The sequence below is a fragment of the Chryseobacterium sp. HNCC26DJ238 genome, from assembly GCF_057180465.1.
Genome location: NZ_JBXUGI010000009.1, coordinates 60,835 through 87,477, shown reverse-complemented (window position 1 = coordinate 87,477; position 26,643 = coordinate 60,835). Strand labels below are relative to the sequence as shown.

Sequence of the window (26,643 nt, the reverse complement as noted above, 5' to 3'; positions counted from 1 at the left end):
ACTTTTTGAGATAAGATAACCGAATTAAATGATTAAATAAGATTGAGAACATCAGAAATTAGAACATCAGCATTTAAAAATTAGCACTTATTAGACTCTTCTGGTCTGAAATCTGATGTTTAAGATCTTACATTGATAAATAAAAAACAAAAAATCAAAATACACATTATATGAACTTAAACCAATATACCGTAAAATCACAGGAAGCCATCCAGGCCGCTCAGCAAGTAGCCATGGAATTAGGTAATCAAAGTATAGAACCCCAACATTTACTTGAAGGAATCTTTCAGGTTGATGAAAATATATCCCCTTTCTTACTGAAAAAATCTGAAGCAGACTCCCAACTGGTAAGAGAGCGCAACCGCGAAAATTTAGAAAAGCTTCCTAAAGTACAGGGAGGAAACATCTATCTTTCACAGTCTGCCAATAAAGTTTTGCTTGATGCTCCGAACATTGCCAAGAAAATGGGTGATGAATTTGTGACCATCGAACATTTGTGGCTTTCTCTGTTAGAAACGAATTCAGATGTATCGAAAACGCTTAAAGACATGGGCGTGACTAAGAGTCTTCTGGAAGGAGGAATCAAAGAATTAAGAAAAGGTTCCAAAGCGACATCAGCAAGTTCTGAGGAAACCTATCAGTCTTTAAACAAATATGCGAAAAACTTTAACGAATTAGCAGCAGAAGGAAAATTGGATCCGGTAATCGGGCGTGATGAAGAAATCAGAAGGGTATTACAGATTCTTTCGCGAAGAACAAAAAATAATCCGATTCTGATTGGAGAGCCGGGAGTCGGTAAGACTGCCATCGCTGAAGGAATTGCACATCGGATCATTTCCGGAGATATTCCTGAAAACCTGATGGACAAAACACTCTATTCACTGGATATGGGAGCGCTGATTGCCGGTGCCAAATACAAAGGTGAATTTGAAGAGCGTCTGAAATCAGTGATCAACGAGGTTACAAAATCAAACGGACAGATCATTCTATTTATTGATGAGATTCACACCCTCGTAGGAGCCGGAGGCGGTGAAGGTGCGATGGATGCTGCCAATATTCTGAAGCCAGCTTTGGCAAGAGGAGAATTAAGAGCGATTGGTGCCACCACTCTGAATGAATATCAGAAATATTTTGAAAAAGACAAAGCATTGGAAAGACGTTTCCAGAAAGTGATGGTGGAAGAACCGGATACTGAATCTGCGATTTCGATTCTCCGTGGAATAAAAGATAAATATGAAGCGCATCACAAAGTAAGAATCAAGGACGAAGCTATTATTGCAGCTGTAGAAATGTCCCAGAGATATATTTCAGACCGGTTTTTACCGGATAAAGCGATTGATTTGATTGACGAAGCTTCTGCCAAACTGAGAATGGAGATCAACTCCAAACCGGAAGAGCTTGATGTTCTTGACAGAAAACTTATGCAGATGGAAATTGAACTGGCAGCGATCTCAAGAGAAGGAAACCAGACAAAAATAGACCATCTGAAAGAAGATATTTCGAAAATTTCTGAGCAGAGAAATGAAATCAATGCAAAGTGGCTGAAGGAGAAGCAGAAGTCTGAAGATCTCACCTCCATCAAGAAAGATATTGAATCTTTGAAACTGGAAGCTGAAAGAGCTTCAAGAGCAGGAGATTATGCAAAAGTTGCTGAAATTCAATACGGAAAAATAAAAGAAAAAGAAGATGCTTTGCAGAAACTTGAACTTGAGATGCAAAACCATCAGAACGAACTGATTAAAGAAGAAGTGACAGCAGATAACATTTCAGAAGTGATCGGAAAATGGACAGGAATTCCTGTGACAAAACTGCTGCAGTCTGAAAGGGAAAAATTATTACACCTTGAAACGGAACTTCACCACAGGGTTGTAGGACAGGAAGAAGCTATACAGGCTGTGTCAGATGCCATAAGAAGAAACAGAGCAGGATTGAGCGATGAGAAAAAACCTATCGGATCCTTTTTGTTCTTAGGAACTACAGGTGTAGGTAAAACCGAGCTGGCAAAGGCACTGGCAGAGTTTTTATTTGACGACGAAAACAATATGACGAGAATCGACATGAGTGAATATCAGGAGCGTCATTCGGTATCAAGATTAGTTGGTGCGCCTCCGGGATATGTCGGTTATGATGAAGGCGGGCAACTGACGGAAGCAGTGAGACGAAGACCTTATTCAGTAGTTCTTTTGGATGAAATCGAAAAAGCACACCCTGATGTTTTCAACACGTTGTTACAGGTGCTGGATGATGGCCGTCTTACCGATAATAAGGGCAGAGTGGTGAATTTTAAAAATTCGATTATTATAATGACCTCGAATCTCGGTTCACATATCATTCAGGAGAATTTTGAAGGCTTCGACTCCACTCAGCCTGACAGCACCGGCGTTTTGGATGAAATTGTGGATAAAACCAAAATTGAAGTCTTCGATTTATTGAAACAGACGCTTCGCCCGGAATTTCTGAACAGAATTGACGAGACGGTGCTGTTCCAGCCTTTGAGAAAAAAGGAAATCGGAAAAATTGTTCAGTATCAGTTAAGAGGATTTAATGATATGCTCGCAAAACGAAACATCATGATGACTGCTACTCAGGATGCATTAGATTACTTGACGAATAAAGGGTATGATCCTGTCTTTGGAGCAAGACCTTTGAAAAGGGTGATTCAGCAGGAAGTACTCAATAAACTGTCAAGAGAAATTCTTGCCGGCACGGTCAACGACGGTGACAGAATTACGCTGGATTATTTTGAAGAAACAGGCTTGGTTTTCAGACCTACAGAGAAATAAGTAGTTTTTTTTCATATTATTATTTTTATAAGAACTTCTGCAGCCGATGTCTGCGGAAGTTCTTTTTATGAATAATTCATCATTATAATATGAATTAACAGATCATTCAACACCTGATTTCCCTCGACCTGATAAAGTACAATCCATTTAAGTATGATAAAAACATATCGATTTTCTCAGTAGTACAATTTTCGGTCACGCACATTACATTGTCAAATAAAAAAAGAAGCTTAATAGCTTCTTTTCATGAAATATCTGAAAAACATTTTATTTTATACTCACCAATTCTACATCAAAAATGATGGTAGAACCTGCTGGAATTGCATCTCCGGCTCCATGATCGCCATAAGCCAGATCTGAAGGAATATAAAATCTGTATTTGGCTCCTTTACTCATCAACTGAATCCCTTCTGTCCATCCTTTGATTACACTGCCCAGATTAATATCCATTGGTGCACCTCCATTTTTGTCAGTAGAATCGAAAACAGTCCCATCCATCAGTTTTCCTGTATATTTTACCTGTACCACATCTGATGCTTTTGGTTTTGTTGTACCGTCACCTTCCTGTAATACTTCGTACTGCAGACCTGAAGCTGTGGTTTTCACTTTAGGGTTATTCTTATTTTTCGCAAGAAAATCAAGGCCTTTTTTCTTGTTTTCACCTGCCTTCAGTACTTCCTCAGACTGTTTTTTTTCATTTTGCTTCTGCATAAATTCCTGCATAAATGCATCCATTCCTTCAGCCGGCATGAGTTTCTTTTTTCCCTCCATCTCTTCTTTAATTGCCTGGGCCAAAAGATCTGCATCTACTTTAAAACCTTCCTTTTTCATATTCTGAGCGATACTGAGGCCAATATAATAGGAAGCTTTCTGGTCATCTGTATACTTGCTGTCATCCTTGGATTCATTTTTTTCAGCACATGAAATACTCAATATTGCTATGCAAAATAATGCGATAGTCTGTCTTTTCATTTGATAATTTTATTATTTATTATTAACGTTCTATAATCGCTGCAAATCTATCATTAATTATAAAAACTTTCCTGCTGAACGTCATTTATATTACAGATTTTTCAGATTATCATCCGGAGTGTAATCCATGAAAAGGCCACCATCAAGCAGTACAGATTTCACCTTCTTTTTACTTTTGACAGAAAAGACCGTCTGTTTCTGATTTTTCTCCCAGATTTCAGGAGTGAAATGGATTTTCTCTGTCGACTGATCCTGATACGTAACAACTGCATCAAAAGGAATGGCAAAACCACCAATATTATCTGCTTTTACAATAATCTGACCTTTCTCCTGAGCCACATCATTGATTTTAAGGTCAATATAATAATTAGTATAGAACCAGTTGTTGAAAAACCAATTGAGGTTTTTACCCGATCCTGTATTCATCGAATAAAAATAATCCCAGGGAACCGGATGTTTGCCGTTCCAGTTATCCATATAATGATGGAGTGCTTTCTTAAACAAATCATCTCCCAGATAATCTTTCAATGCCAAATAAGACAAAGATGATTTCACATAAGAGTTATTTCCGTAACCGGCTCCGCTTACCTGAGTACTCATCGTGATAATCGGTTGGTCCTGCTCTGCTGAAGCATCACTGATCCATCTTTTGACACGGAAGTTCTTATAAAAGTTTTCGGCAGCTTCTTTTCCGTTTTCATCAATTCCGATTAAATATTCTAAAGTGGTTGCCCAGCCCTCATCCATATAAGCATATCTTGTCTCATTAATTCCCATATAGAAAGGAAAATAAGTATGGGCAATTTCGTGATCTGCCGTCAGTCTCGCATCCTTAAGGTCGTCCGGTATGCTGGTATCATTGATCATCATCGGATATTCCATATCTGCATATCCCTGTATGGCGGTCATGACAGGATAAGGATATTCTATTCCCGGCCAGTTTTTTGAAAACCAGTCTAAGTTATAGCGCATCCATTCTACATAATGTTCAAAATCTTTAGCCCCGGCTTTATAACCAGCCTGTACACTTGCTCTTTTGGTTGTAAGCTGAACGCTTGAGCCGTCCCAGACATAGTGATTGCTTAATGCAAAACAGAAATCGGTTATATGATCAGCTTTAAATTTCCAGACATTCCACTGATTGTTTTTGGTAACTTTTCCTGACTTCATTTCTGCTTCACTGGCAATATGGATCACTTCATTGCTTTTCAGGGAATTTTTAAACCGGCTAAGATATTCCGGCTGCAACACCTCTTCCGGATTAAGAAAATTTCCAGTTGCCCAGACTACATAATTTTGAGGAGCTGATACAGCGAAAGAATAATCATTAAAATCATTGTAAAATTCCTGCCGGTCAGAATGCGGAAGCATATCCCAGCCATTGTAATCGTCATAGACAGAAATTCTTGGGAAAGAATATGCGACATAAAAAGTTTCAGGATCGATCTGCCCTTCTCTTCCGCTTTGTACAGAAAGGGGATATTCCCATTCAATTTTCACTTCAGCTTTTGATTTTGACTTCAGAACTTTTTCAAGTTTCACTTTCTCTACCGTTCCCCAATTCTCGCTGTCAACCCTGTATCGTAAACCGTCTACCACAAAAGATTTAATTTTTAATCCTGACGACAGGAAATCTCTGGAAACAGAACCTGATCTTGGGGATTCGGGTTTATGTAAATTGTTAACGAAACGGATGGCAAGTTCATTTAAATCATTCGGGCTGTTATTGCTGTACATGATCGTTTCTTTTCCCGAAACCATTTTTGTTTTTGCATCGACTTTAACCTGAACATCATAAATTCCTTTGTTCTGCCAGTATTTTTTTCCGGGAGCTCCGGAAATGTCACGGGTTCCGTTTTGGTAAGCCTCTTTAATATTCCTGGGCATATACAGCTCCTGGGCAGACATCTGAACTGATAAAGCCATGATAAACAATCCACAAAGAAATCTATTCATATCTAATTTTAATGATTGGCATCAAAAATAGGGAAAATGTACTAAAGCTTTTATGATCATCAGTATTAAAATGTTTTTAATACTGACTTAGTGAACCATTCTCAGTCTTAAAATAAAATCAGATCAAACCTACATCCTTCCCTGTTCGTCAGCTTTTTTAATAGCCTTTGCATTTTTTACGGATTGATTTCCAAAATTAAATTTCACTGATACGGAAACACTCTGCGTATCCCGATAATCAATAAAATAATTATCCTGATTGGCATATCTGGTACTTACCTTTTCCCCTGACGTCCTGAAGATATCGTTAAAAACAAGACTTGCTTCCAGTTTTTTATCAAAAAATTTCCTGTTCATCACCAGGTATACCGAAGAAGAACCTGAGATTCTGAAAGTCCCCTGAATAGAGGGTGAATTGTACCGGTGTCCGATTTCTAATTTCCAGTCGCTGCTTTTATCCAGAGTAAAACTTGTTGACAGATCAGACACCAGGTTCCATACCTGATTTTTATAGAGAAGATGGTCAACACCTATGAAATAATTTTCATTGTGCTCAAGGTTTTCGGACAAACTCAGACTCCACCAGGGTTTTATCTGAAAGTTTTTATATAGACTCATCCCATAAGCCTGCGCTTTTTCAATATTGGTATAATGATAAATGAGATTATTAACAGCCGGATCCTGATATGAAATCTCCATTGACGGAAATACTTCTTTCCTGTAATAGAAATCAAGATTCCACTCCTTCCATGTGTAGGTCAGGTTAAGATTATGAATAATGGTTGCTTTCAATTTTGGGTCACCCTGAAAATAAGAAAACAGGTTATAATACGATTTTGCAGGATTTAACCATGAATAAGATGGTCTGCTGATGCGTTTTCCATAGGACAACCCGAACTGATGATTGCCGGAAGTGGTATATTGGGCATAGAGTGTCGGAAACAATTTCCAGTAATTATTTTTATTCACTTCATAGGGTTCTGATACCACCCCTTCCAGATCAGTTTTCTCTACCCTCAATCCTGCTTTAAAATTCCACTTTCCGGGATTGTAAGACAGTGATGAATAAAGTGCAAAATTGTGTTCTTTGTAATTAAAAATATTGCTCTTATCGGATCTATATGCTAATGCTCCGTTTTCATTATCTGAAAAATCAAGTTGGCTGCCGGTTTTCACAAAGCTGTATTTTCCGCCGGATTCTATTTCCCACTTTTCATTTTTCCACTGATAATCTGCCTGTGTAGAATACAGCCGGACATCACTTTTATTATTGGTTACAAAATTATTTTCTGTCGGAGATTGGTTCACAAAATCAAGGTAAGTAAGGACATCCTGATATTTCTGCGCATTGTTTCCAGCAAAATAATTCGTCCAGGTTAATTTACTTTTTGCATTTAATTTTCGGTCTGCCTGAAAGCTTAAAGAATTATTGATCCCTCTGGAATGATGATCATTAATGGTTGTGTAGTTTGATTCCACTTCATTTTGGCTGTTATAAATCAAAGTCGGTACCTGATAGGTCCCAAGCGATTGAGGACTGAAAAATCCTGAATAATTTAAACTCACATTCGTCAGACTGTCAATTTCATATTCCAGATTAAAATTAACCGTATTCTGGCTTCTGTTCTGATCTTTCCTGTTCATTATACTGATCCACCGGGTCTGATCTTCTGCATAATTTACATAATCCGTGCCTTCCCGATAATAGGTTCCGCTTCCAAAATAATAGCTTCCCATCACCGAAATTTTATTTTTTTTGTAGTATTGAGAAATTCCAGCCACGCCCTTTGCATATTGACTCTGAATATATTTTGAGCTCAAAGTACCACGATATCCTTCAATTTTATTTTTCTTCAAGACGATATTCAGAACTGCACTTCCCGAAGCTTCATATTTTGCGGGCGGATTGGTAATAACTTCGACAGACTTTACCTCATCACCTTGCGTATTTTCCAGAAGATTTTTCAGTTCATCCCCAGTAAGCATCACTCTTTTATCATTGATCGTTACGAGAATACTCTGACTTCCCTTGATTGCCAAAACATCATTTCCTGATGTGACTCCCGGAGTTTTCTTAAGAATTTCCCATGCATTGAGCGAAGAAATATTGCTGTTTTCCACATTAAATTCCAGGCGGTCTATTTTTCTTTTCACCAGTGGTTTTTGCTTCGTCATCACCACTTCCTGAATATCCTGAGTATCCTTTTTAAGAATGATTGACATCGTACCATTTATTTCATCAAGATTGAGAATTTTTTCTAAGCGAGTATATTCCAGATCACTGATCAATAATTTAACGTTACTTTCGGGAATTCCTTCCAATACAAAGATTCCGTTCCCATCTGTCTTCAGCGTTTTGATCAGCTTATTCTTTGAATTATAGATCTCTACAGGAATTAACGGAAGTTTTTCATTCTGAATGTTGGTAACCGTAACTTCTATTTTACTCTTCTGAGCAAACAGCAGGACAGGACAAAGTAATACAATGAGTAATTTATACATGATTATTTTTTATTTTAATTGATGAAGAGCCTATCTGAAAATTCTCTTTCTTAATCGTGAAAAAAGAAAATTATTTCTTCCGGTACAAAAGTCTGTAATGCAGGAGAGAATTTAGGTTAATGGAAGGTTAACGAAGGGTTAATGCCTATTATGCAACAGATGAATGTTTTATCTTTGTTTTAATGATTTCGAAAAGTAAAAATCTCATCGCCCTTTTTGCCACCCTGTTTCTGCTCCTTTTAGGAATTCAGGGTTATTTTATGTACAAAACCTATCAGGTTAAGGAACGTGAAATTTACCGTACCGTCCATAAGAGACTGACAGATTATACCGATCGCCTTGAAGATAAGGGCGGAATAAAAAGAGTACACGATGATACAGTGCAGGCCATTCTGATCCGCTTTAAAAACAAGGAAATTACCCGTGATGAATTCCTGAATCTTTTCGATAAAAACAGGATCGCCACCGAAAGAGAATTCAGCCGGTATGTAGATGATCAATTTAAAGATGAAGGGTATGAGGTTGCGGTAAAGATTGAGTATTCGTCGATTATTTTCAATCCTACAAAAACAAACCTCATTACGAAGCCCATCGTTATTTACGAAACTGAAAAAAAAGTAAAAAAAGCAGGAATTTTAAATACCGGAACCTGGGAAACCACTTCAAAATCGACCGACAGTGATGCTAAAACAGTGACCAGAAATGACAGTTTCTCGGTAAAAAGCACAACGGGATATGAAATTTTAAATATAAAAACAGTTGTTTTCAGAGAATTGACTCTTCTTATTATTTGCTGTATTATTCTGCTTGCCAGTGTCTTGATCTTATATATTTTCACGATTAAAAACCTCATCAGACAACAAAAACAGATTGAAATTCTGCACACCATCGTTGATAATATTTCGCACGAATTCAAAACACCTATTGCCACTTTAAAAATCGCCTCAAAAACTCTGAAAAAGAATTTAAATGCTGAAACCCTGCCCTTAGTTGACCGGCAGATTAACCGTTTGGAAAACCTGTTATTACAGCTTCACAGAGATGAAAATGCCGTGGAAACAGTTTTTATACAGCCGGAAGACTGGGATTTCTTTATTCAGGATCTGACTTTCACTTATCCGAAAAATAAATTTAAACTTCAAAACAATGTTGAGAAAGAACTTTTCTTTGATAAAGGTTTAATGGAAACGATCATTAAAAACCTCTGCGAAAACAGTGTAAAATACGGAGCTTCTGAAATCGAGATCCAGATCACTGACCTGGAAAAACATTTGGAAATAAATATTGCTGATAATGGCGAAGGAATGGCGAAAAATGAACTGAGGAGTATTTTTGAAAAATTCTACAGAATACAGTCCAATAACATTCACAATACAAAAGGTTTAGGATTAGGACTTTATTTTGTACAGAAAATCGCTGCAAAATATCACGGAAAGATAGAGGTAAAAAGTGAATTAAAAGTTGGGACACAATTTAAAATAAAACTGCCTTATGAATACTAAAATTCTTTTGGCCGAAGATGATTCAGACTTCGGGATGATCCTGAAACAATATCTTGAATTAGAAAATTTTGAGGTTGGCTGGTTTCAGAATCCCGAAGATGTAGTGACCGCTTTATCTTCAGACTTTCCTTATCGTATTGGAATCCTTGATATTATGATGCCCAAAATGGATGGCTTTTCACTGGCAAAAATCATTTTAAAAGAAAAACCACAGTTTCCCATCTTGTTTTTAACCGCCAAAAATCAAAAAATAGACCGTCTGACAGGTCTGAAAATCGGTGCGGATGATTATCTGGCAAAGCCATGTGATCCTGAAGAACTGATTTTAAGAATTAAAAACATTCTGAAAAGAACGGCATTCCATTCTTCCGATCCTACACAGAAGATCGGAGCATATATTTTAGATTCAGACAAGCTTTTACTCAGTCACCCTTCTGGAAATATCCGTTTAACCATTCGTGAAAAAGATCTTTTAATTTATCTTTTACAGCACAACCATCAGATGATCAAACGTGATGATATTCTTGACCACTTGTGGGAAACGAACGATTATTTTACCGGAAGAAGCCTCGATGTTTTCATCAGCAAACTCAGAAAATACCTTTCTGATGACCCGGGCATAAAAATTCTGTCAGTAAGAGGCATTGGCTTTGAAATCAATTTTCCTCAAAGATAAATTTTGTAAAAAAAAGCTCCATTCAGCAGAACAGAGCTTATTATATATTTTAAAAAAATACTGAGTTTAAAACTGTAAATCAGCCAAAACCGGAAAATGATCTGATGGATATAGCAGATTTTCCCGTCTGTCATTGATATGCCTGTGAGATTTTATTTTAAAACCTTTTACAAAAATATAATCGATCCTGTCTTTCGGAACTTCATTAACATTGAAGCCTGTGAATGTCCCCACAGGACCGTAATGTTTCTTTTCAGCATGATAAAAAGTATCTTCCAGGTTTTTTGAAAGAATTTTCACAGGCTGTGTATCTTCAGTTAGATTAAAATCACCTGTCAGTACCAATGGTAAGTTTTTAGGATTCAGCTCTTTTGCTTTTTTCAAAATCAGTTCTGATGATTTCACTCTTGCCATATTTCCGACGTGGTCAAAATGAATGTTCATTGCCAGAAATTCTTTCTGTGAATCTTTATCTTTAAATATGGCGTACGTACAGATTCTGTTTAAAGCTGCATCCCAGCCTTTTGAAGGCTTTTCAGGGGTTTCGGAAAGCCAGAATGTTCCGGATTTTACTATCTGAAGTCTTGTTGTATCGTAAAATATAGCAGAAAATTCACCTTTTTCTTTACCATCATCTCTTCCTACTCCTACATGATCGTAATTTTTCAGACCTGTCTTAATATCTTTCATCTGCTCGGGAAGCGCTTCCTGAACTCCTAAAACATCGGGATGATAGTACGTCAGCAAATCTGTAACATCCCGTTTTCTCTGAGGCCACGCGTTTTCTTTATCGGAATCAACATTCAGCCTGATGTTGAAACTCATGACTTTAATATCCTGAGAAAAGCTCCATGCAAAAACAAGCATTAATAAAGCTGAAAATCTGAAATTCATTTTTATTTCATTTAAAATTAAAAAGCAAAAATAAAACTTCTGTTACAGAGAGTCCGGATAATTTTGAAAAGTTTCATATTAAATTAAATTCACAAAAAACTCCGGAAAATTTCCGGAGTCCTATTGCTATGACTAAGCCTGAAAAAAAAATCTGAAATTTATTCTTTGATAAATTTAAATTCTCTGCCGCCCTGGGTAAATGCGATCGTCTTTTTATCTTTACTGTAGACCATTGAAATCTGAGCCTGATCGAAAGTAAAAGTGCTGTTACCTACATATTCTAAAGGAAATTCCTGCTGACCTGCAGCCTGACCGAACAACTGATTGTCTTTTTCTTTAAACGTAAGCTTTAAACCGATCTCTTTATTTCCATACGTTCCTGCAAAATCTTTTACATTGATTTTCTCTACAGGTACTGCATCTGCAGAAGACCATGAATTGTTTTTGGAATTGACATCAGGAATTTGAGTGGCAGGATCAAGTCTGACCTCATTGATCTCTTTTGATGAATCAAGTTTAAAGGTCCATTCTGTATTTCTTTTCCAGATTTCAACAGGTAATTTTACAATCTGTTCGGTTCCATCCTTAAATTTTACCTGAACTGTCGTCGGCATCGGCAGCTGCCCCAGATTTTCAACCGTAATCTGTGCTCCGCTTTTGAAATCACCATTTACGTATTTCACGGTTTTAACAGCCTGGTCTATTTTCCATTTATTAATAAACCAGCCTCTCCAGAACCAGTTGAGTTCTTCACCGGAAACATTTTCCATGGTATGGAAGAAATCCCACGGAGTAGGATGTTTGAATGCCCATCGCTCGATATAGGTTCTGAAAGCTTTGTCAAATTTTTCATGCCCGAGAATTGATTCCCGCAAAACCCCCAATCCAAGACCCGGTTTGTAATAGGCAAGAATTCCAATGCTGTTTTCTTTCATATTATCAGGTCCCACCATGATTGGTTCATAATTGTCACTCATCAGGAAAGCTCCCGTCTGTGCTATATTTTTCTTTGAATAATATTCTCCCTTATTGAAAGCTTCTGTCGACAACTCATTGATAAATGTGTTAAAGCCTTCATCCATCCATGCGAAAAGTCTTTCATTAGAGCCAACAATCATCGGAAACCAGTTGTGCCCAAACTCATGATCGGTTACTCCCCAAAGATCTTCACCTTTAGAATTCATGTGACAGAACACAATTCCGGGATATTCCATTCCGCCTTCATTTCCGGCAACATTGGTCGCTGCTGGGTAAGTGTATCCGTACCATTTTGCAGAATAATGTTCGATCGCAGCTTTTGTATATTCTGTTGACCTTCCCCATGCATCATTTCCGGCACTTTCAGCAGGATAAGCTGAAATGGCCAATGATTTTTTACCGCCGGGAAGATTTATTCTGGCCGCATCTAAAATGAATGCCGGTGAAGAAGCCCAGGCAAAATCCCTGGTCTGGCTGATTTTAAATTTCCAGGTCTTCATCCCTGCTGCGCCATTTTTAGAAATTTCAGATTCCGGTCTGATCATCACGGTCTTGTCTGAGTTTCTTGCCTGCGACCATCTGCTGTTTTCTTCTTTCGAGTAGACTTCCTTTTCATTCAGAAGTTCACCCGATGCTACCACATAATGATTTGCAGGAACGGTAATATTTGCGGTAATATCCCCATACTCAAGATAAAATTCCGATGCTCCGAGATAAGGCATTGTATTCCATCCCAAAACATCATCGTAGACACACATTCTGGGATACCACTGGGCAATTGTAAAGATCTTCCCGTTTTTGGTATCCTGCACGCCCATCCTGTCTGATCCGTACTGCGGAGAGAGAAACGTATATTCAATTTTAATTTTCGCTACCCCTCCTTTTGCTTTAAGCTCCTGAGGAAGATCGATCTGCATTCTCGTATCTGTAACGGTATATTTCACATCTTTACCGTCATACTTTACTGATTTTATTTTATATCCGCCATCAAAGGTCTCTCCCTTGGCTCCGTTTCTGCTTCCGGAAAGCGGAACCAGTGCATTCCCACGGGAATCTTTTTCAAATAAATTCTGATCGAGCTGAAGCCATAAAAAACTCAATTTGTCCGGACTGTTATTGGTATACGTAATTTCAGCCGTTCCTGTTATCTCATTTTTCACATCATTCAGGCTTACATTCAGCTGATAATCTGCAGAATTCTGCCAGTAAGCATGTCCGGGCTGACCACTTGCAGAGCGGGTTTCCGTTCCTGTCTGAGAATAGAAAAACGGTTTAAAGGCTTCTACATAATCATATTTCGGAGCTTCCTGAGCATATACAGAATTTGCGAGAAAGATTACTGCCAGAGCAGACATCAGGGTTGGAATTTTTAAATTCATGGATACATATTTTTATTCTTTCGATTGGTAAAAAAAATCCCGAAATTGTTACAATTCCGGGAGCATAATTTACTTATTTTAATCAATTTGATTTTTTCTGCTTAATCATTGCTTCTAAAGTATCCCACATTTCCTGAGGAATATCTTCGAGCATATTAAATTCACCTGCGCCCTGAAGCCATTCTCCCCCATCAATCGTTACCACCTCACCATTGACAAAAGATGAAAAATCAGAGACAAGATAGGCAGCAAGATTCGCCAGTTCCTGATGTTCACCTACTCTTTTAAGAGGATTTTTCTTAGCCAGATCAAACTGGTCTTTCATATCTCCCGGAAGAAGCCTGTCCCATGCTCCTTTTGTAGGAAACGGTCCCGGCGCAATAGCATTAAACCTGATATTGTACTTTCCCCACTCTACAGCAAGACTTCGCGTCATAGCCAAAACCCCTGCTTTTGCACAGGCCGAAGGAACTACGTAGGCAGAACCTGTCCAGGCGTATGTAGTTACGATATTCAAAACAGTTCCCGGTGTTTTAGAATCAATCCAGTGTTTTCCGACAGAGAGTGTACAGTTTTTTGTTCCTTTCAAAACAATGTCTAATATAGAATCAAAAGCAGAATGCGTCAATCTCTCCGTTGGTGAGATAAAATTTCCGGCTGCATTGTTGAGCAGAATATCAATTCTTCCGAATTCTTTCAGTGCAACATCTTTCATGGCTTCCACTTCTTCCCAGTTTCTTACATCACAGGCAACGCAAAGAACTCTCCCACCCGTCTGATCTTCCAGCTCTTTGGCAGTACCGTACAGTTTTTCAAGATTTCTTGATGTGATGACAACTTTTGCTCCCAGCTGAAGAAAGTATTTGGTCATTGCCTTTCCAAGACCGCTTCCGCCACCCGTCACAATGGCAACTTTACCTTTGAGTGCATCTTCACGTAACATGGGCTGAGTATATTGATTCATATATTTTATTTTTTCCTAAAAATAACAAATATTAAACGGATGCGGGCTAAAATCTATTGAGAAATGATGTTATAAATAATATTAATTCGGATTAAATGTTATCAAAAAAAATTAAAGCAATGAAAACCTTGAATTGCTGTATTTCTTCAATTAAATAAAAAAAGTCAACCCTGTAACGAATACAAAGCTGACTGTTATTAATTTGAAATACTGATTTGACAAGGACAGCAACAGCTGAGTACCCTGAAATATTTATGCTGTTACCACTCCTTTAAATGAAAGTGTTTTAGGCGTTTTGCTGTCACTGGTGGTAACATTTACTGTTTTTATAAATGCCCCTGCATTTGCTGCATTATAACTTGCTTCTACAAAACCTTTTTTACCGGGAAGAATTGGCGTTTTGGTATAATCCGCAGTTGTACAGCCGCATGAAGGCGCTACATTTTCAATGATAATTGGTTTTGAAGATGTATTGGTGAACTCAAATCTGATTACTTTTGGTTTACCCTGAGGAATATTTCCAACATCAATGGATTCTGATTTCCATTTGACCGCATCTACAATTACCTTTACCGCTGCAGTTCCTACGACAGGAAGTACATTTGCATAAAAGGGTGAAAATGCCATAACGGCAAGTAAAGCTGTAATTTTTAAATTTTTCATATATAAATTTTTATTGTTTTTCTAAATTCATCTGTTATTATCAATCTATATAAATATAAATTTCATATTCAATCAATCAACAGAACAGACCTGTCGGTTCGAAAAAACAAATATATCAATCATTCGGATAAGATATTGTTAATCGCTGCCAAACAATTGTTAACAAGTTGTTAATGACAATTGATTAATTGATATTTTTAGATATTATTGCTCCGGTAAATGGAAATAAAGAAACTCAATATCATTATTACGCTCGGGCTTGTTGCGATCATCGGAATTCTGATCGCTCAATTATTATGGACAAGGCAGGCCTATAATCTTGAGGACAAAAAATTTAATCAGAAGGTTAATGTCGCACTTCTTGAAGTTGTAGAAAAGTTATCCGGCGAGCAGACCTCTTTTACGGAAAACCCTGTACAGAATATAGCCAACGACTACTATGTCGTCAATATCAATAATGAGTTTGACCCCACCGTTCTTGAATATTATCTTAAAACAGAATTTACACGTTTTCAGATCAATACCAATTATGTGTATGCAGTATATAACTGCCACAGCGATAAAATGATCTATGGAAAGTATATTTCCACTCATCAGGAAACTTCAAAAAACAGAACGGTCAGTTTTCCCAAACACGAAAATCTGACCTATTATTTTTCGATTCGCTTTCCTGATAAAACAGCTTACATGATCAGTTCTTTAAAGTTCTGGTATGTCCTTACCTTTGCACTGATCATTATTCTTCTGGTCTATGTGTATTCTATCTATACCATCATTCAGCAAAAAAAATTCTCAGAACTGCAAAGGGACTTTATCAACAATATGACCCATGAGTTTAAAACCCCGCTATCTTCTATATTACTGGCTGCTGAATCAATTAACAAACAGGAAGCTGTACAGCAAAGTTCTAAACTTCAGACGTACACTTCGATCATTATGAATCAAGGTCACAAACTGAACAGTCATATTGAAAAGATATTGAATATAGCAAAAAATGACGCCTCCGGACTGTCATTAAAAACAGAAAAAATAATGCTTTTTCCTTTCATCCAGGAAATAGCGGAAACTATGCAGCAAAAGAATGAAAACCTGACTGTTGTGATCAATATCGAAAATGACCTCTCACTGATCGCTGATCAATTTCACTTTACCAATATCATCTACAATATATTAGACAACTCAGTAAAGTATTGCGAAACCCGACCTCATGTTATCATTTCGTCACATAAAGATTCAAAAGGCTTATATTTAAAGTTTAAAGATAACGGCATTGGAATTCCGGTTAAAAACATTCCTTATATCTTTGATAAATTTTACAGAGTGAATACCCGAAAAAACAATGAGATCAACGGTTTTGGACTGGGCTTGTTTTATGTTAAAAAAATTGTTCAGCAGCACCACTGGAAAATTTCTGTGGAAAACAATACGGATCAGGGAATCACCACAACATTGTTTTTGCCCTCTTAATTATTTTATATCTGATGGAAAAAGCTAAAATTCTTTATGCTGAAGACGACCAGACTATTGCTTTCCTGATTCAGGACAGCCTTGAACCATATTATGAGATTGATTACCATGCAAACGGAAGATCTGCTTTAGAAGCCTTTGACATTAAAAGTTATGACATTTGCCTGCTCGATATTATGATGCCTGAGGTTGACGGTTTTGAATTGGCAAAATATATAAGACTGCACAATTCTGACATTCCCATTATTTTTATTTCTGCCAAATCACTAAAAGAAGACAGGATAAAAGGATTGAAAATTGGTGCTGATGACTATCTGGTTAAGCCTTTCAGCATAGAAGAACTTATTTTAAAAATCGAAGTTTTCCTGAAACGCACAAAAAAAACAGGTCATGCTCCTGCGGAATATAAAGTGGGAAAATATAGTTTTGACCCGAAAAATTATACTTTACAGGATAACAACAGGATCATTACCCTTACCCAAAGAGAATCTGAACTTCTTTTATATTTTATTCTTCATAAAAATTCTGTTTTAAAAAGACAGGATATTTTAAAAGCTGTCTGGGGGAATGATGATTACTTTATGGGAAGAAGCCTGGATGTTTTTATATCAAGACTGAGAAAGGTTTTTGCAGATGACGAAAATATATCGATAGAAAACCTTCATGGAATCGGTTTCAGATTTTCTGAGAAACAAAAACTGTAATATTTTGTATCTATTCAGTCATAAATAATATCTTCTGATTTTATTTACTTTTGCTGTTCACAAAATTCATTATTATGAAAAATCCTGCTCTGTCAGTTCTCGTGTTTTTTCTTTCATTCAGTTTATATTGTAAAGCTCAAAGATCAGAGCAATTGATTCAGTACGTCAATCCACTGATCGGAACTGAAAAAATGGGACATACCTATCCGGGGGCAACCGCACCATTCGGAGCTGTCCAGCTAAGTCCGGAAACCGACACCATCGCTTACGGACTGAACGGAAAATATAACGGCGAAGTGTATAAATACTGTGCAGGATACCGCTACGAGGACAGGACCATTGTAGGTTTCAGCTCAACCCATTTCAGCGGAACAGGACATTCAGACCTTGGCGATTTTCTGATGATGCCGACCGTAGGCAGATTACAGTTAAATCCGGGAACCGCATCTCATCCTGAACTTGGGTACCGCAGCAGATTTTCACATCAGAATGAGAAAGCAGAGGCCGGATATTATAAGGTAAAACTGGATGACCATAACATTTTGGCTGAATTAACGGCAACTACGAGAGTGGGTGTTCACCGTTATACTTTTCCAAAATCTGATCAGGCGCACCTCATCCTTGATCTGATGGCGGGAATTTATAATTATGACGGTAAAAACATCTGGACCTATGTACGTGTAGAAAACGGAAATACGGTCACGGGTTATCGACAGACCAATGGCTGGGCGAGAACGAGAACCGTTTATTTTGCCCTGAAATTTTCCAAACCATTTAAATCCTACGGTCAGAAAAATTTTGACGGAAAACAGGTGTACAACGGATTCTGGAGAAAATTTGACCAGACTAAAAACTTCCCTGAAATTGCAGGGAAAAACCTGAAAATGTATTTTGATTTTGACACGAATGAAAATGAATCCATTGAGGTCAAACTGGCCATTTCGCCTGTAAGCCAGTCTAATGCTCTGGAAAATTTGGAAAAAGAAGCCGGAAATTTATCTTTTGATCAGGTCAAAGCACAGACACAGGAAAACTGGAATAAAGAACTCAACAAAATCATTGTACAAAGTTCTGATACAGAAAAAACGAACTTTTACACCGCAATGTATCACACCTTCATCAGTCCTACAACGTACATGGACGTGAACGGTGAATATAGAGGTTTAGATCAAAACATCCACAAAGCTGAAGGATTTACAAACTATACCACTTTTTCTATCTGGGATACCTACCGTGCACTTCATCCGTTTTTTAACATCATTCAGCCGAAAAGAAATAATGAGATGGTCAAATCAATGTTGGCTCATTATGACCAGTTTTCCATGAAGATGCTGCCGATCTGGTCGCATTATGCCAATGACAACTGGTGTATGAGCGGTTATCACAGTGTAAGCGTTGTTGCAGATGCGGTCATTAAGGGAAATTATACCGGTGATGCCAAAGAAGCACTGAAAGCCTGTGTGGAAACCGCAGAAAAAAGAGATTATGAAGGCATAGGACTCTATATTGACAAAGGATACATTCCCGCAGAAAAAAGCGGAACCTCCGTTTCCAACACTTTAGAATATGCATACGACGACTGGGCAATCGCTCAATTGGCAAAACATCTTGGTGAGACTGAAATTTACAATCAATTCATTAAACGGTCAGAAAACTGGAAAAATAATTTCGATTCAACGGTAGGATTTATGCGTCCGCGTCTGGCTGACGGCAGTTTTAAGAAAGATTTTAATGCGCTGAGTACACACGGACAGGGTTTTATTGAAGGAAATTCATGGAATTATAGTTTTTTCGTTCCTCAGAGCCCTGATGAATTGATCAAAATAATAGGCGGAAAGAAAAAATTTGCTTCGAAACTGGATGAACTGTTTACGATGCATCTACCCGATGAGTTCTTTGCAGACACTGAAGACATTACAAGAGAGGGAATTATAGGAGGATATGTTCACGGAAACGAACCGGCACATCATGTTGCTTATCTATATAACTGGGCAGGACAGCCCTGGAAGACCCAGGCACAAATCAGACGAATTTTAGATATGCAATACAAAGCCACTCCCGATGGATTGGGAGGGAATGATGATGCAGGACAGATGAGTGCATGGTATATTCTGAGTTCGCTTGGTTTTTACCCGGTTGCTCCGGGATCAGAAGATTATGCAATTGGAAGTCCGGCGGTTGATCGTGCTGTTCTTAATTTAGAGAACGGAAAAACATTTGATATTGAAGCCGTAAATCAAAGTCCGAAGAATATTTATGTGGAAAAAATTCATTTAAATGGAAAAGAAATCAAAAATTTCACATTGAAACATTCTGAGATTATGAATGGAGGAAAACTGACTTTCTACATGAGCGCCAAAGCAAAGAAGTAATACCAAAACATGAATTACCAATGATTCCTGATTAATACTTTTTTTCACCGGCATCGGGATATGGATATTAGTTTACAGAGACAGTCCGTATTTTGCATACAAGAATCTTCATTTTGCATACATTCACAATCTTATTTCTCCTCAACTTTGAGGTATTAAATTAATACTGAAATATGAAAAAAGTAAAATTAGGAAATCAAGGATTAATCATCCCTGCTATAGGTTTGGGATGCATGGGAATGACAGGTTTTGGTGATGCGGATATGTATGGTAAGACTGACGAAAAGGAAGCGATCGCAACGATTCACCGTTCTTTAGAATTAGGAGGCAACTTTTTAGACACGGCAGATCTGTATGGGCCTTTCAAAAATGAACAGCTCATTGCTGAAGCAATCAAAGGAAACCGTGACCAATACATTATTGCTACAAAATTCGGTTGGGAGATTGATGATCAGGATCAGGTGACCTGGAAAATCAACGGAAGTAAAGATTATGTAAAAAAATCAGTAGAAAGATCGCTGAAAAACCTGAAGACCGATTACATTGATCTGTATTATATGCACCGTCTGGATAAAAATGTTCCTGTTGAAGAAACTGTCGGTGCCATGGGCGAGCTGGTACAAGAAGGAAAAATCGGTTACATCGGATTATCTGAAGTTTCATCTGAGACTGTGAAAAGAGCACACGCAGTTCATCCGGTTTCAGCAGTTCAAAGTGAGTACTCTCTGTTTGAAAGAACCGTTGAGGAGAAAGGGGTCATCAAAACTTTAAATGAATTGGGAATTGGCTTTGTTGCCTATTCACCTCTGGGAAGAGGATTTTTATCCGGACAGATCCGGTCTGTTGATGATTTGCCTGAAAATGACTTCAGAAGAGGAATTCCCCGTTTTCAGGAACAGTATTTCCATAAAAACATTGAATTGGTTGAAGCTATTGAAGAGTTAGCGAGAGAAAAAAATATCACTTCTTCTCAATTAGCTTTAGCGTGGATCATCAGCAAGGGGATTGTTCCGATTCCCGGGACGAAACGCAGAAAATATGTTGAACAGAATATTGAGGCCGGAACCGTAGAATTAACTGAAACTGAACTTGCCAAGCTGGAAAGTATTATACCTTTGGGTACCGATACCGGTGACACGTATGATGAGTTTGGGATGAGCCTTTTGGATTATTGATTTTAAAGTTCTCGCAAATTTTGCCGATTTCTTTTCAACTTAAATACGTAATCGCAAAGTGAGACAAAGTTTCTTTAATCTGCAAATGTTTTGAGACTAACAAATGCTCTTCGCTTATTGAAGTAAAGCAACTGTACTTCGTTTTTAAGTGTAACGCATTTGTTTAGTTTTAATTTATAAACCTGGCTTTGAATTCCTCTGTCTGATCCTGCGTTTGAAAAAAATTTCAGGCTTCAAGCCGGAACATCATACGATTACGCCCCGGCCTGGAAGGAGCTTTTCTTCTGAAATGAAGTGGAGCAAAAAAATGGAAGCCCTCCGACTACGCTCAGGATAAATGAAAGCAGATAAAAGCGTCCAGACCATTACTGTTATTTTTAATATATACCATTCAAATTATGAATACAATACAATCTATCTCGGCTTTTCACAGACTGTTATCACTTCCTGAACCGAAGCATCCGATGGTGAGCGTTATCAATCTTTCGGAAAGTGTTTTCATTGAAGATGAGGTATGGAAGGGTTTTGTGAGCCGGTATTACTGTGTGGCATTAAAACGCAATGCCACCGGAAAAATAAAATATGGACAGCAACATTACGATTATGACAAGGGGGTCTTAAGTTTTACCGCTCCGAACCAGGTTCAGTATCTTGATTTAAAAACAATGGATTGTGAAAACAAAGGGTATCTTCTGATTTTTCACGAAGATTTTCTTTTACATCAGCCTTTAGCAAACACCATGTCGTCTTACGGGTTTTTCTCTTATGCTGTGAATGAAGCTTTGCACCTTTCTGAAGACGAAGAAAATGATTTGCTTGAAATTCTTTACAAAATCGATAAGGAATGCCATCATATTGACCAGCACACGCAGGAAATAATTTTGTCTCAGATTGAACTGCTGCTGAATTACTCAAAGCGTTTTTATGAAAGGCAATTCATCACCAGAAAAAACGGAAGCCATCAACTCCTGTCGAAGTTTGAAACTTTTTTAAATGATTATTTTGATAAAGAATCTTCTGAAAAAGGACTTTTAACCGTTCATCAAATTGCTGAAGCAATGAATCTCTCTCCGAATTACCTTAGCGACCTTCTGAGAATTCAGACAGGACAAAATACACAACAGCACATACATGAAAAGCTGATCAGCAAAGCGAAAGAAAAGCTCTCCACCACTGAACTTTCCGTCAGTGAGATTGCGTATGAACTGGGATTTGAACATTCACAGTCTTTCAGTACGCTTTTTAAAAAGAAAACAAAGATGTCACCTGTAGAATTCAGACAGTCTTTCAATTAAGAATGTTCTCTCGCAGTTACGGACTGTTTATCGACATCATTATTTTCCGTGTAGAAGGTTTAGCAATCCCGGGTTTTCAGGAAACCGCATTAGAAAAAAGGGATCGCAAGTATTGTGATTGACTGATGATAAATTGTTAAAAATAATCCCTGCCGGGTTTTGAATCTGGCAGGGATTTTCATTTTCACATTTATTTATTCCTGTACTTCAAAAAGCAGCCGCTCCCCGAATTTCTCTTCGTTGACTTTGCCATTATCATAAACCAGGTTCCCATTAACAAATGTATGGGTAACTTTGGAATGAAAATTCATTCCTTCTAAAGGGCTCCAGCCACATTTATATAGGATATTCTCTTTTTCAACGGTCCAGTTTTCATTTACATCTACCAGGACCAGATCTGCTTTGTAGCCTTCTCTTATGAAACCTCTCTTTTCAATCCTGAATAAAATAGCAGGGTTATGAGCCATTTTCTCAACAATTCTTTCCAAAGAAATCTTTCCATTAATGTAATTTTCCAGCATCACTACCAGAGAATGCTGAACCAACGGTGCGCCTGACGGACATTTTGTATAGACGTTCTGCTTCTCTTCCCAGGTATGGGGTGCATGGTCGGTAGCAATCACATCTATCCTGTCGTCCAGCAATGCTTCCCAGAGTCCGTCTTTATCTTTTTGTGTTTTTACAGCCGGATTCCATTTGATCAGTCCACCTTTAGTATCATAATCATCATTGGTGAAAATCAGATGATGAACGCAGACTTCTGACGTGATTTTCTTATCTTTTAAAGGAATATCATTTCTGAAAAGTTCTGTTTCTTTTGCTGTGGACAGGTGAAAAACATGGAGTCTCGCACCGGTCTTTTTTGCAAGCTCAATGGCTTTTGATGAAGACTTATAACAGGCTTCTTCGCTTCTGATCAGATAATGGAATTTCACAGGAATATCTTCACCATACTCATCCATATACTGTTGCGTATTGGCTTTAATGGTTGCTTCATCTTCACAATGTACAGCGATCAGCATTTTTGTACTGCTGAAAATGTTCTCCAGAGTTTCAGGATTATCAACCAGCATATTTCCTGTTGAAGAGCCTAAAAACAATTTGATTCCGGGAACATTTCTGGGATCTGTTTTTAAAACTTCTTCAAGATTATCATTCGTTCCTCCCATCATAAAACCATAATTGGCATAGGCTTTTTGAGAAGCTATTTCATATTTATCAGCCAACAGTTCCTGAGTGACTGCATTAGGAACCGTGTTGGGCTGGTCAATAAAACTGGTAATACCGCCGGCAACTGCTGCTTTCGATTCAGTTTCAATATCACCTTTATGAGTAAGTCCCGGTTCACGAAAATGAACCTGGTCATCAATGATTCCAGGTAAAAGATATTTGCCTGAACCTTCGATCGTTTGATCCGCTTCTTCTTCAGAAATACCGGAACCTATCTTAGAAATGATATCATTTTCAATCAGAATGTCACTTTCAACAATTTGTCCTTCATTGACGATTTTTACGTTTTTTATAAGGATTTTCATTTTTACTTTTTTATGCTGTATTGAGTTATATGACACAAATTTAATGTTTTCACGAATGATTTTAAACATCAATCGGAAAATTGTGATTTCTAATATTTACATTTGCACTTTAAAAAAATTAATTTGTACAAGAAATTATTTGGACAAACTGCGGTATATGGACTGAGTTCCGTTTTGGTAAGAATTTTCCCTTTCCTTATCGCCCCTATCGTTACTAAGGCATTCGGACCTTCTGCATCATCGCCTTTTGTTGACTGGTATTCGATTGCGGGAGTCATTACCGTTTTTTTGACCCACGGCATGGAAACCTCTTTTTTCCGTTTTGCCCAGGAGGGTGATATTGATAAAAAGACTCTGATATCTACATCTGCCCTCAGTATTCTGGGAACCGGTTTTATTTACCTTATTTTAGGCTATGTGTTCAGGCAGGATCTCGCCAATGCATTTGAAACACCGGATCAGGTCAATTATCTTATTATATTTCTTTTCATACTTTCTTTTGACGCATTTGCAACAATTCCCTCAGCAGTCCTGAGACTGGAAGGAAAACCGGTAACCTATATGCTTTCAAAAGTTGTAGGATCCCTGGTGTATTATTTCTTAGTCGTATTCTTCATCAAATGGCTTCCCCATTATCCCAACGGAATTTTAGGAATTAAATATGATCCTGAAATCGGTGTAGGATATGTTTTCATCGCTAATTTAGTCCAGAGTATCATTACTTTAGCAATTGTAGGAAAAGAATTTATGAATTTCAGTATCAGAAAATTTGATTTCAGTCTCTGGAAAAGAATTATGAATTACTCCTGGCCGGTCATGATCGCAGGACTTGCCGGGATCATCAATCAGACATTAGACAGGCAGTTCCTTAAATATCTACTCCCGAAAGAAGAAGCGAAGCATCAGATTGGTGTTTATGGTGCTGTCTACAAAATCGCTACATTTATCACTGTGTTCCGCCAGGCGTATCAGTTGGGCATTGAACCTTACTTTTTCTCAAGTTTTAAAGATAAAAACAATCATAAAACCTATGCAGTCCTGATGGATGTATTTGTCATCTGTAACTGTCTTATTTATATCGGTCTGATGGTCAACCTTCAGTGGATCTCTGAAAGATACCTTAAAAACCCTCTATATTTTGAAGGGATTGAAATTATTCCTTTTGTTATGCTGGGAGCTTTATTTTTAGGGATCTATCTGAATCTTTCGATTTGGTACAAATTATCTGACCAGACAAGAGTAGGCTTATATATTTCCCTGATAGGCGCTGCAATTACCATATTGACCAATTTCACCTTTATTCCTACGTACGGATACTGGGCGAGTGCTTTTGCCGCCCTGATCACCTACACCAGTATGATGGTGATATCCTATATATGGGGTAAAATACAATATCCCATTCATTATAATACAAAAAAAATAGCCGTATATTTAACACTGTCAATTGCTATTTCGATGGTGTCGTTCTATTACTTCAGGCAGAATTATTTAATAGGAAACGGACTGTTTATCTTTTTTATCGCTTTTCTGATCTATAATGAAAGAACAATGATCAACAAAATACTTCGAAAATCTTAAATCTAAATTAAACTATACAATATACAATGAAAATTATAGTACCTATGGCTGGACGCGGTTCCAGATTACGCCCCCATACCCTAACCGTTCCGAAACCATTAATTCCCATTGCAGGGAAACCGATAGTTCAACGATTGGTAGAAGATATTGCTAAAGTTGCAGGAGAAGAAATAGAGGAGGTAGCGTTTATTATCGGGGATTTTGGGGATGAAGTTGAAAAGTCTTTGCTTCAGATCGCCGAAAGATTGGGCGCAAAAGGAAGTATCTACCATCAGGAAGAAGCCTTGGGAACCGCACATGCGATTAAGTGTGCAGAGCCATCAATGACCGGAAATGTGGTTGTTGCTTTTGCGGATACTCTTTTCCGGGCAGATTTTACTTTGGATACGAATTCTGACGGTGTTATCTGGGTGAAGAAGGTTGATGATCCATCTGCATTCGGTGTTGTAAAATTAGATGACTACGGATTTATTACTGATTTTGTTGAAAAACCGCAAACATTTGTTTCTGACCTTGCGATCATCGGAATTTACTATTTCAATTCAGGAGAAAAACTAATGTCAGAAATCAATCATATTATGGATCATGATATTAAAGTAAGTGGTGAATACCAGCTGACGACTGCATTAGAAAACCTTCGTCAAAAAGGAGCAAAATTCTCTCTTGGGAAAGTTGATGACTGGATGGACTGTGGAAACAAAAATGCTACAGTAGAGACCAACAGTAAAATATTAGCTTACGAAAAAGAAGAGATGTCTCATTTTACATCTTCTGCTACGATTGAAAATTCGCTTATTATACCACCGTGCTTTATCGGTGAAAATGTAAAGATCCTGAATTCGAAAATTGGCCCCGGCGTTTCTGTAGGAAATAACACCGTGATCATCAATTCAAATATCGAAAACTCACTTATACAGGAAAACACAAAAATCAATCACGGCAACCTTTCAAATTCTATGATTGGTAATTCTGCACAATATTTTGGAGTTTCAAGAGAAATTTCTTTAGGTGATTATTCAGTTTTGGATTTTCTTAATAAAGATTAGCTTCAATAAAAATGACAGACTTCAAACCACACAAAATGTTTTGTGTGGTTTGGCGTTAATATTGTAAAGAATTTATCTAAAAGGAAATATAGGTTATCAAGAATAAACTCTGGAAAATGATCAAGAATCTAAATAGCACCCCGGCTATATTGGAAGATTCTTTCAGGTTTGCAAATGACTTTAAAAAAATAAAAATCCAATT

18 protein-coding genes are annotated in these 26,643 nt (G+C 37.6%); 10 read left to right on the top strand and 8 right to left on the bottom strand.

Going from position 1 to position 26,643, the window contains the following annotated elements; genetic code table 11:
- Positions 1-170 precede the first annotated feature (170 nt).
- Positions 171-2,783: an ATP-dependent chaperone ClpB gene (gene clpB, locus AC2A07_RS10245; RefSeq protein WP_484050305.1), complete on the top strand. Its 2,613-nt coding sequence runs from the start codon at positions 171-173 to the stop codon at positions 2,781-2,783.
- 267 nt (positions 2,784-3,050) lie between these two features.
- Here the strand turns inward: clpB and bamJ are convergent, their stop codons facing one another.
- The 3 genes from bamJ to AC2A07_RS10230 form a co-directional block, all read right to left on the bottom strand.
- Positions 3,051-3,755: a BamJ family beta-barrel-assembly machinery protein gene (bamJ, locus tag AC2A07_RS10240; RefSeq protein ID WP_484050304.1), complete on the bottom strand. Its 705-nt coding sequence runs from the start codon at positions 3,753-3,755 to the stop codon at positions 3,051-3,053.
- Between the two features lie 90 nt (positions 3,756-3,845).
- Positions 3,846-5,711, bottom strand: a complete 1,866-nt coding sequence (locus AC2A07_RS10235; RefSeq protein ID WP_484050303.1) for a M1 family metallopeptidase — start codon at positions 5,709-5,711, stop codon at positions 3,846-3,848.
- 129 nt (positions 5,712-5,840) lie between these two features.
- On the bottom strand, positions 5,841-8,213 hold the full coding sequence (locus AC2A07_RS10230) for an outer membrane beta-barrel protein (protein ID WP_484050302.1): 2,373 nt from the start codon (positions 8,211-8,213) through the stop codon (positions 5,841-5,843).
- 182 nt (positions 8,214-8,395) lie between these two features.
- On the opposite strand from AC2A07_RS10230, the gene AC2A07_RS10225 reads away from it, so the two are divergent.
- Both AC2A07_RS10225 and AC2A07_RS10220 read left to right on the top strand, forming a co-directional pair.
- Complete coding sequence (locus AC2A07_RS10225; RefSeq protein WP_484050301.1) at positions 8,396-9,715, top strand: sensor histidine kinase; 1,320 nt, start codon at positions 8,396-8,398, stop codon at positions 9,713-9,715.
- On the top strand, positions 9,705-10,391 hold the full coding sequence (locus AC2A07_RS10220; protein ID WP_484050300.1) for a response regulator transcription factor: 687 nt from the start codon (positions 9,705-9,707) through the stop codon (positions 10,389-10,391). Before AC2A07_RS10225 ends, AC2A07_RS10220 begins: the two co-directional genes overlap by 11 nt.
- Before the next feature lie 66 nt (positions 10,392-10,457).
- Here AC2A07_RS10220 and AC2A07_RS10215 read toward each other — a convergent pair whose 3' ends face one another.
- The 4 genes from AC2A07_RS10215 to AC2A07_RS10200 all read right to left on the bottom strand — a co-directional run bounded on the left by AC2A07_RS10215 (position 10,458) and on the right by AC2A07_RS10200 (position 15,269).
- Positions 10,458-11,285, bottom strand: a complete 828-nt coding sequence (locus AC2A07_RS10215; protein WP_484050299.1) for an endonuclease/exonuclease/phosphatase family protein — start codon at positions 11,283-11,285, stop codon at positions 10,458-10,460.
- 158 nt (positions 11,286-11,443) lie between these two features.
- Positions 11,444-13,642, bottom strand: coding sequence for a M1 family metallopeptidase (locus AC2A07_RS10210; RefSeq protein WP_484050298.1), 2,199 nt, complete (start codon positions 13,640-13,642; stop codon positions 11,444-11,446).
- Between the two features lie 82 nt (positions 13,643-13,724).
- Complete coding sequence (locus AC2A07_RS10205) at positions 13,725-14,606, bottom strand: SDR family oxidoreductase (protein ID WP_484050297.1); 882 nt, start codon at positions 14,604-14,606, stop codon at positions 13,725-13,727.
- Positions 14,607-14,858: 252 nt separating this feature from the next.
- Positions 14,859-15,269: a DUF1573 domain-containing protein gene (locus AC2A07_RS10200; protein ID WP_314498293.1), complete on the bottom strand. Its 411-nt coding sequence runs from the start codon at positions 15,267-15,269 to the stop codon at positions 14,859-14,861.
- 219 nt (positions 15,270-15,488) lie between these two features.
- Between AC2A07_RS10200 and AC2A07_RS10195 the strand changes: the two genes are divergently transcribed.
- The 5 genes from AC2A07_RS10195 (at position 15,489) to AC2A07_RS10175 (ending at position 22,282) form a co-directional block, all read left to right on the top strand.
- Positions 15,489-16,736 (top strand): sensor histidine kinase, encoded by a 1,248-nt coding sequence (locus AC2A07_RS10195; RefSeq protein ID WP_484050296.1) that lies wholly within the window; start codon positions 15,489-15,491, stop codon positions 16,734-16,736.
- A 14-nt stretch (positions 16,737-16,750) separates the two neighbouring features.
- Positions 16,751-17,440: a response regulator gene (locus AC2A07_RS10190; RefSeq protein ID WP_314498290.1), complete on the top strand. Its 690-nt coding sequence runs from the start codon at positions 16,751-16,753 to the stop codon at positions 17,438-17,440.
- 74 nt (positions 17,441-17,514) lie between these two features.
- Positions 17,515-19,812, top strand: coding sequence for a GH92 family glycosyl hydrolase (locus AC2A07_RS10185; RefSeq protein WP_484050295.1), 2,298 nt, complete (start codon positions 17,515-17,517; stop codon positions 19,810-19,812).
- Positions 19,813-19,985: 173 nt separating this feature from the next.
- Positions 19,986-20,987, top strand: a complete 1,002-nt coding sequence (locus tag AC2A07_RS10180) for an aldo/keto reductase (RefSeq protein WP_484050294.1) — start codon at positions 19,986-19,988, stop codon at positions 20,985-20,987.
- 398 nt (positions 20,988-21,385) lie between these two features.
- Positions 21,386-22,282, top strand: coding sequence for a helix-turn-helix domain-containing protein (locus AC2A07_RS10175; RefSeq protein WP_484050293.1), 897 nt, complete (start codon positions 21,386-21,388; stop codon positions 22,280-22,282).
- A 194-nt stretch (positions 22,283-22,476) separates the two neighbouring features.
- On the opposite strand, the gene AC2A07_RS10170 is transcribed toward AC2A07_RS10175, so the two are convergent.
- Positions 22,477-23,817, bottom strand: a complete 1,341-nt coding sequence (locus AC2A07_RS10170; RefSeq protein ID WP_484050292.1) for a dihydroorotase — start codon at positions 23,815-23,817, stop codon at positions 22,477-22,479.
- Positions 23,818-23,940: 123 nt separating this feature from the next.
- On the opposite strand from AC2A07_RS10170, the gene AC2A07_RS10165 reads away from it, so the two are divergent.
- Positions 23,941-25,395 (top strand): lipopolysaccharide biosynthesis protein, encoded by a 1,455-nt coding sequence (locus tag AC2A07_RS10165; RefSeq protein WP_484050291.1) that lies wholly within the window; start codon positions 23,941-23,943, stop codon positions 25,393-25,395.
- Positions 25,396-25,421: 26 nt separating this feature from the next.
- Positions 25,422-26,441, top strand: a complete 1,020-nt coding sequence (locus AC2A07_RS10160) for a sugar phosphate nucleotidyltransferase (RefSeq protein WP_314498277.1) — start codon at positions 25,422-25,424, stop codon at positions 26,439-26,441.
- Positions 26,442-26,643: the final 202 nt, after the last annotated feature.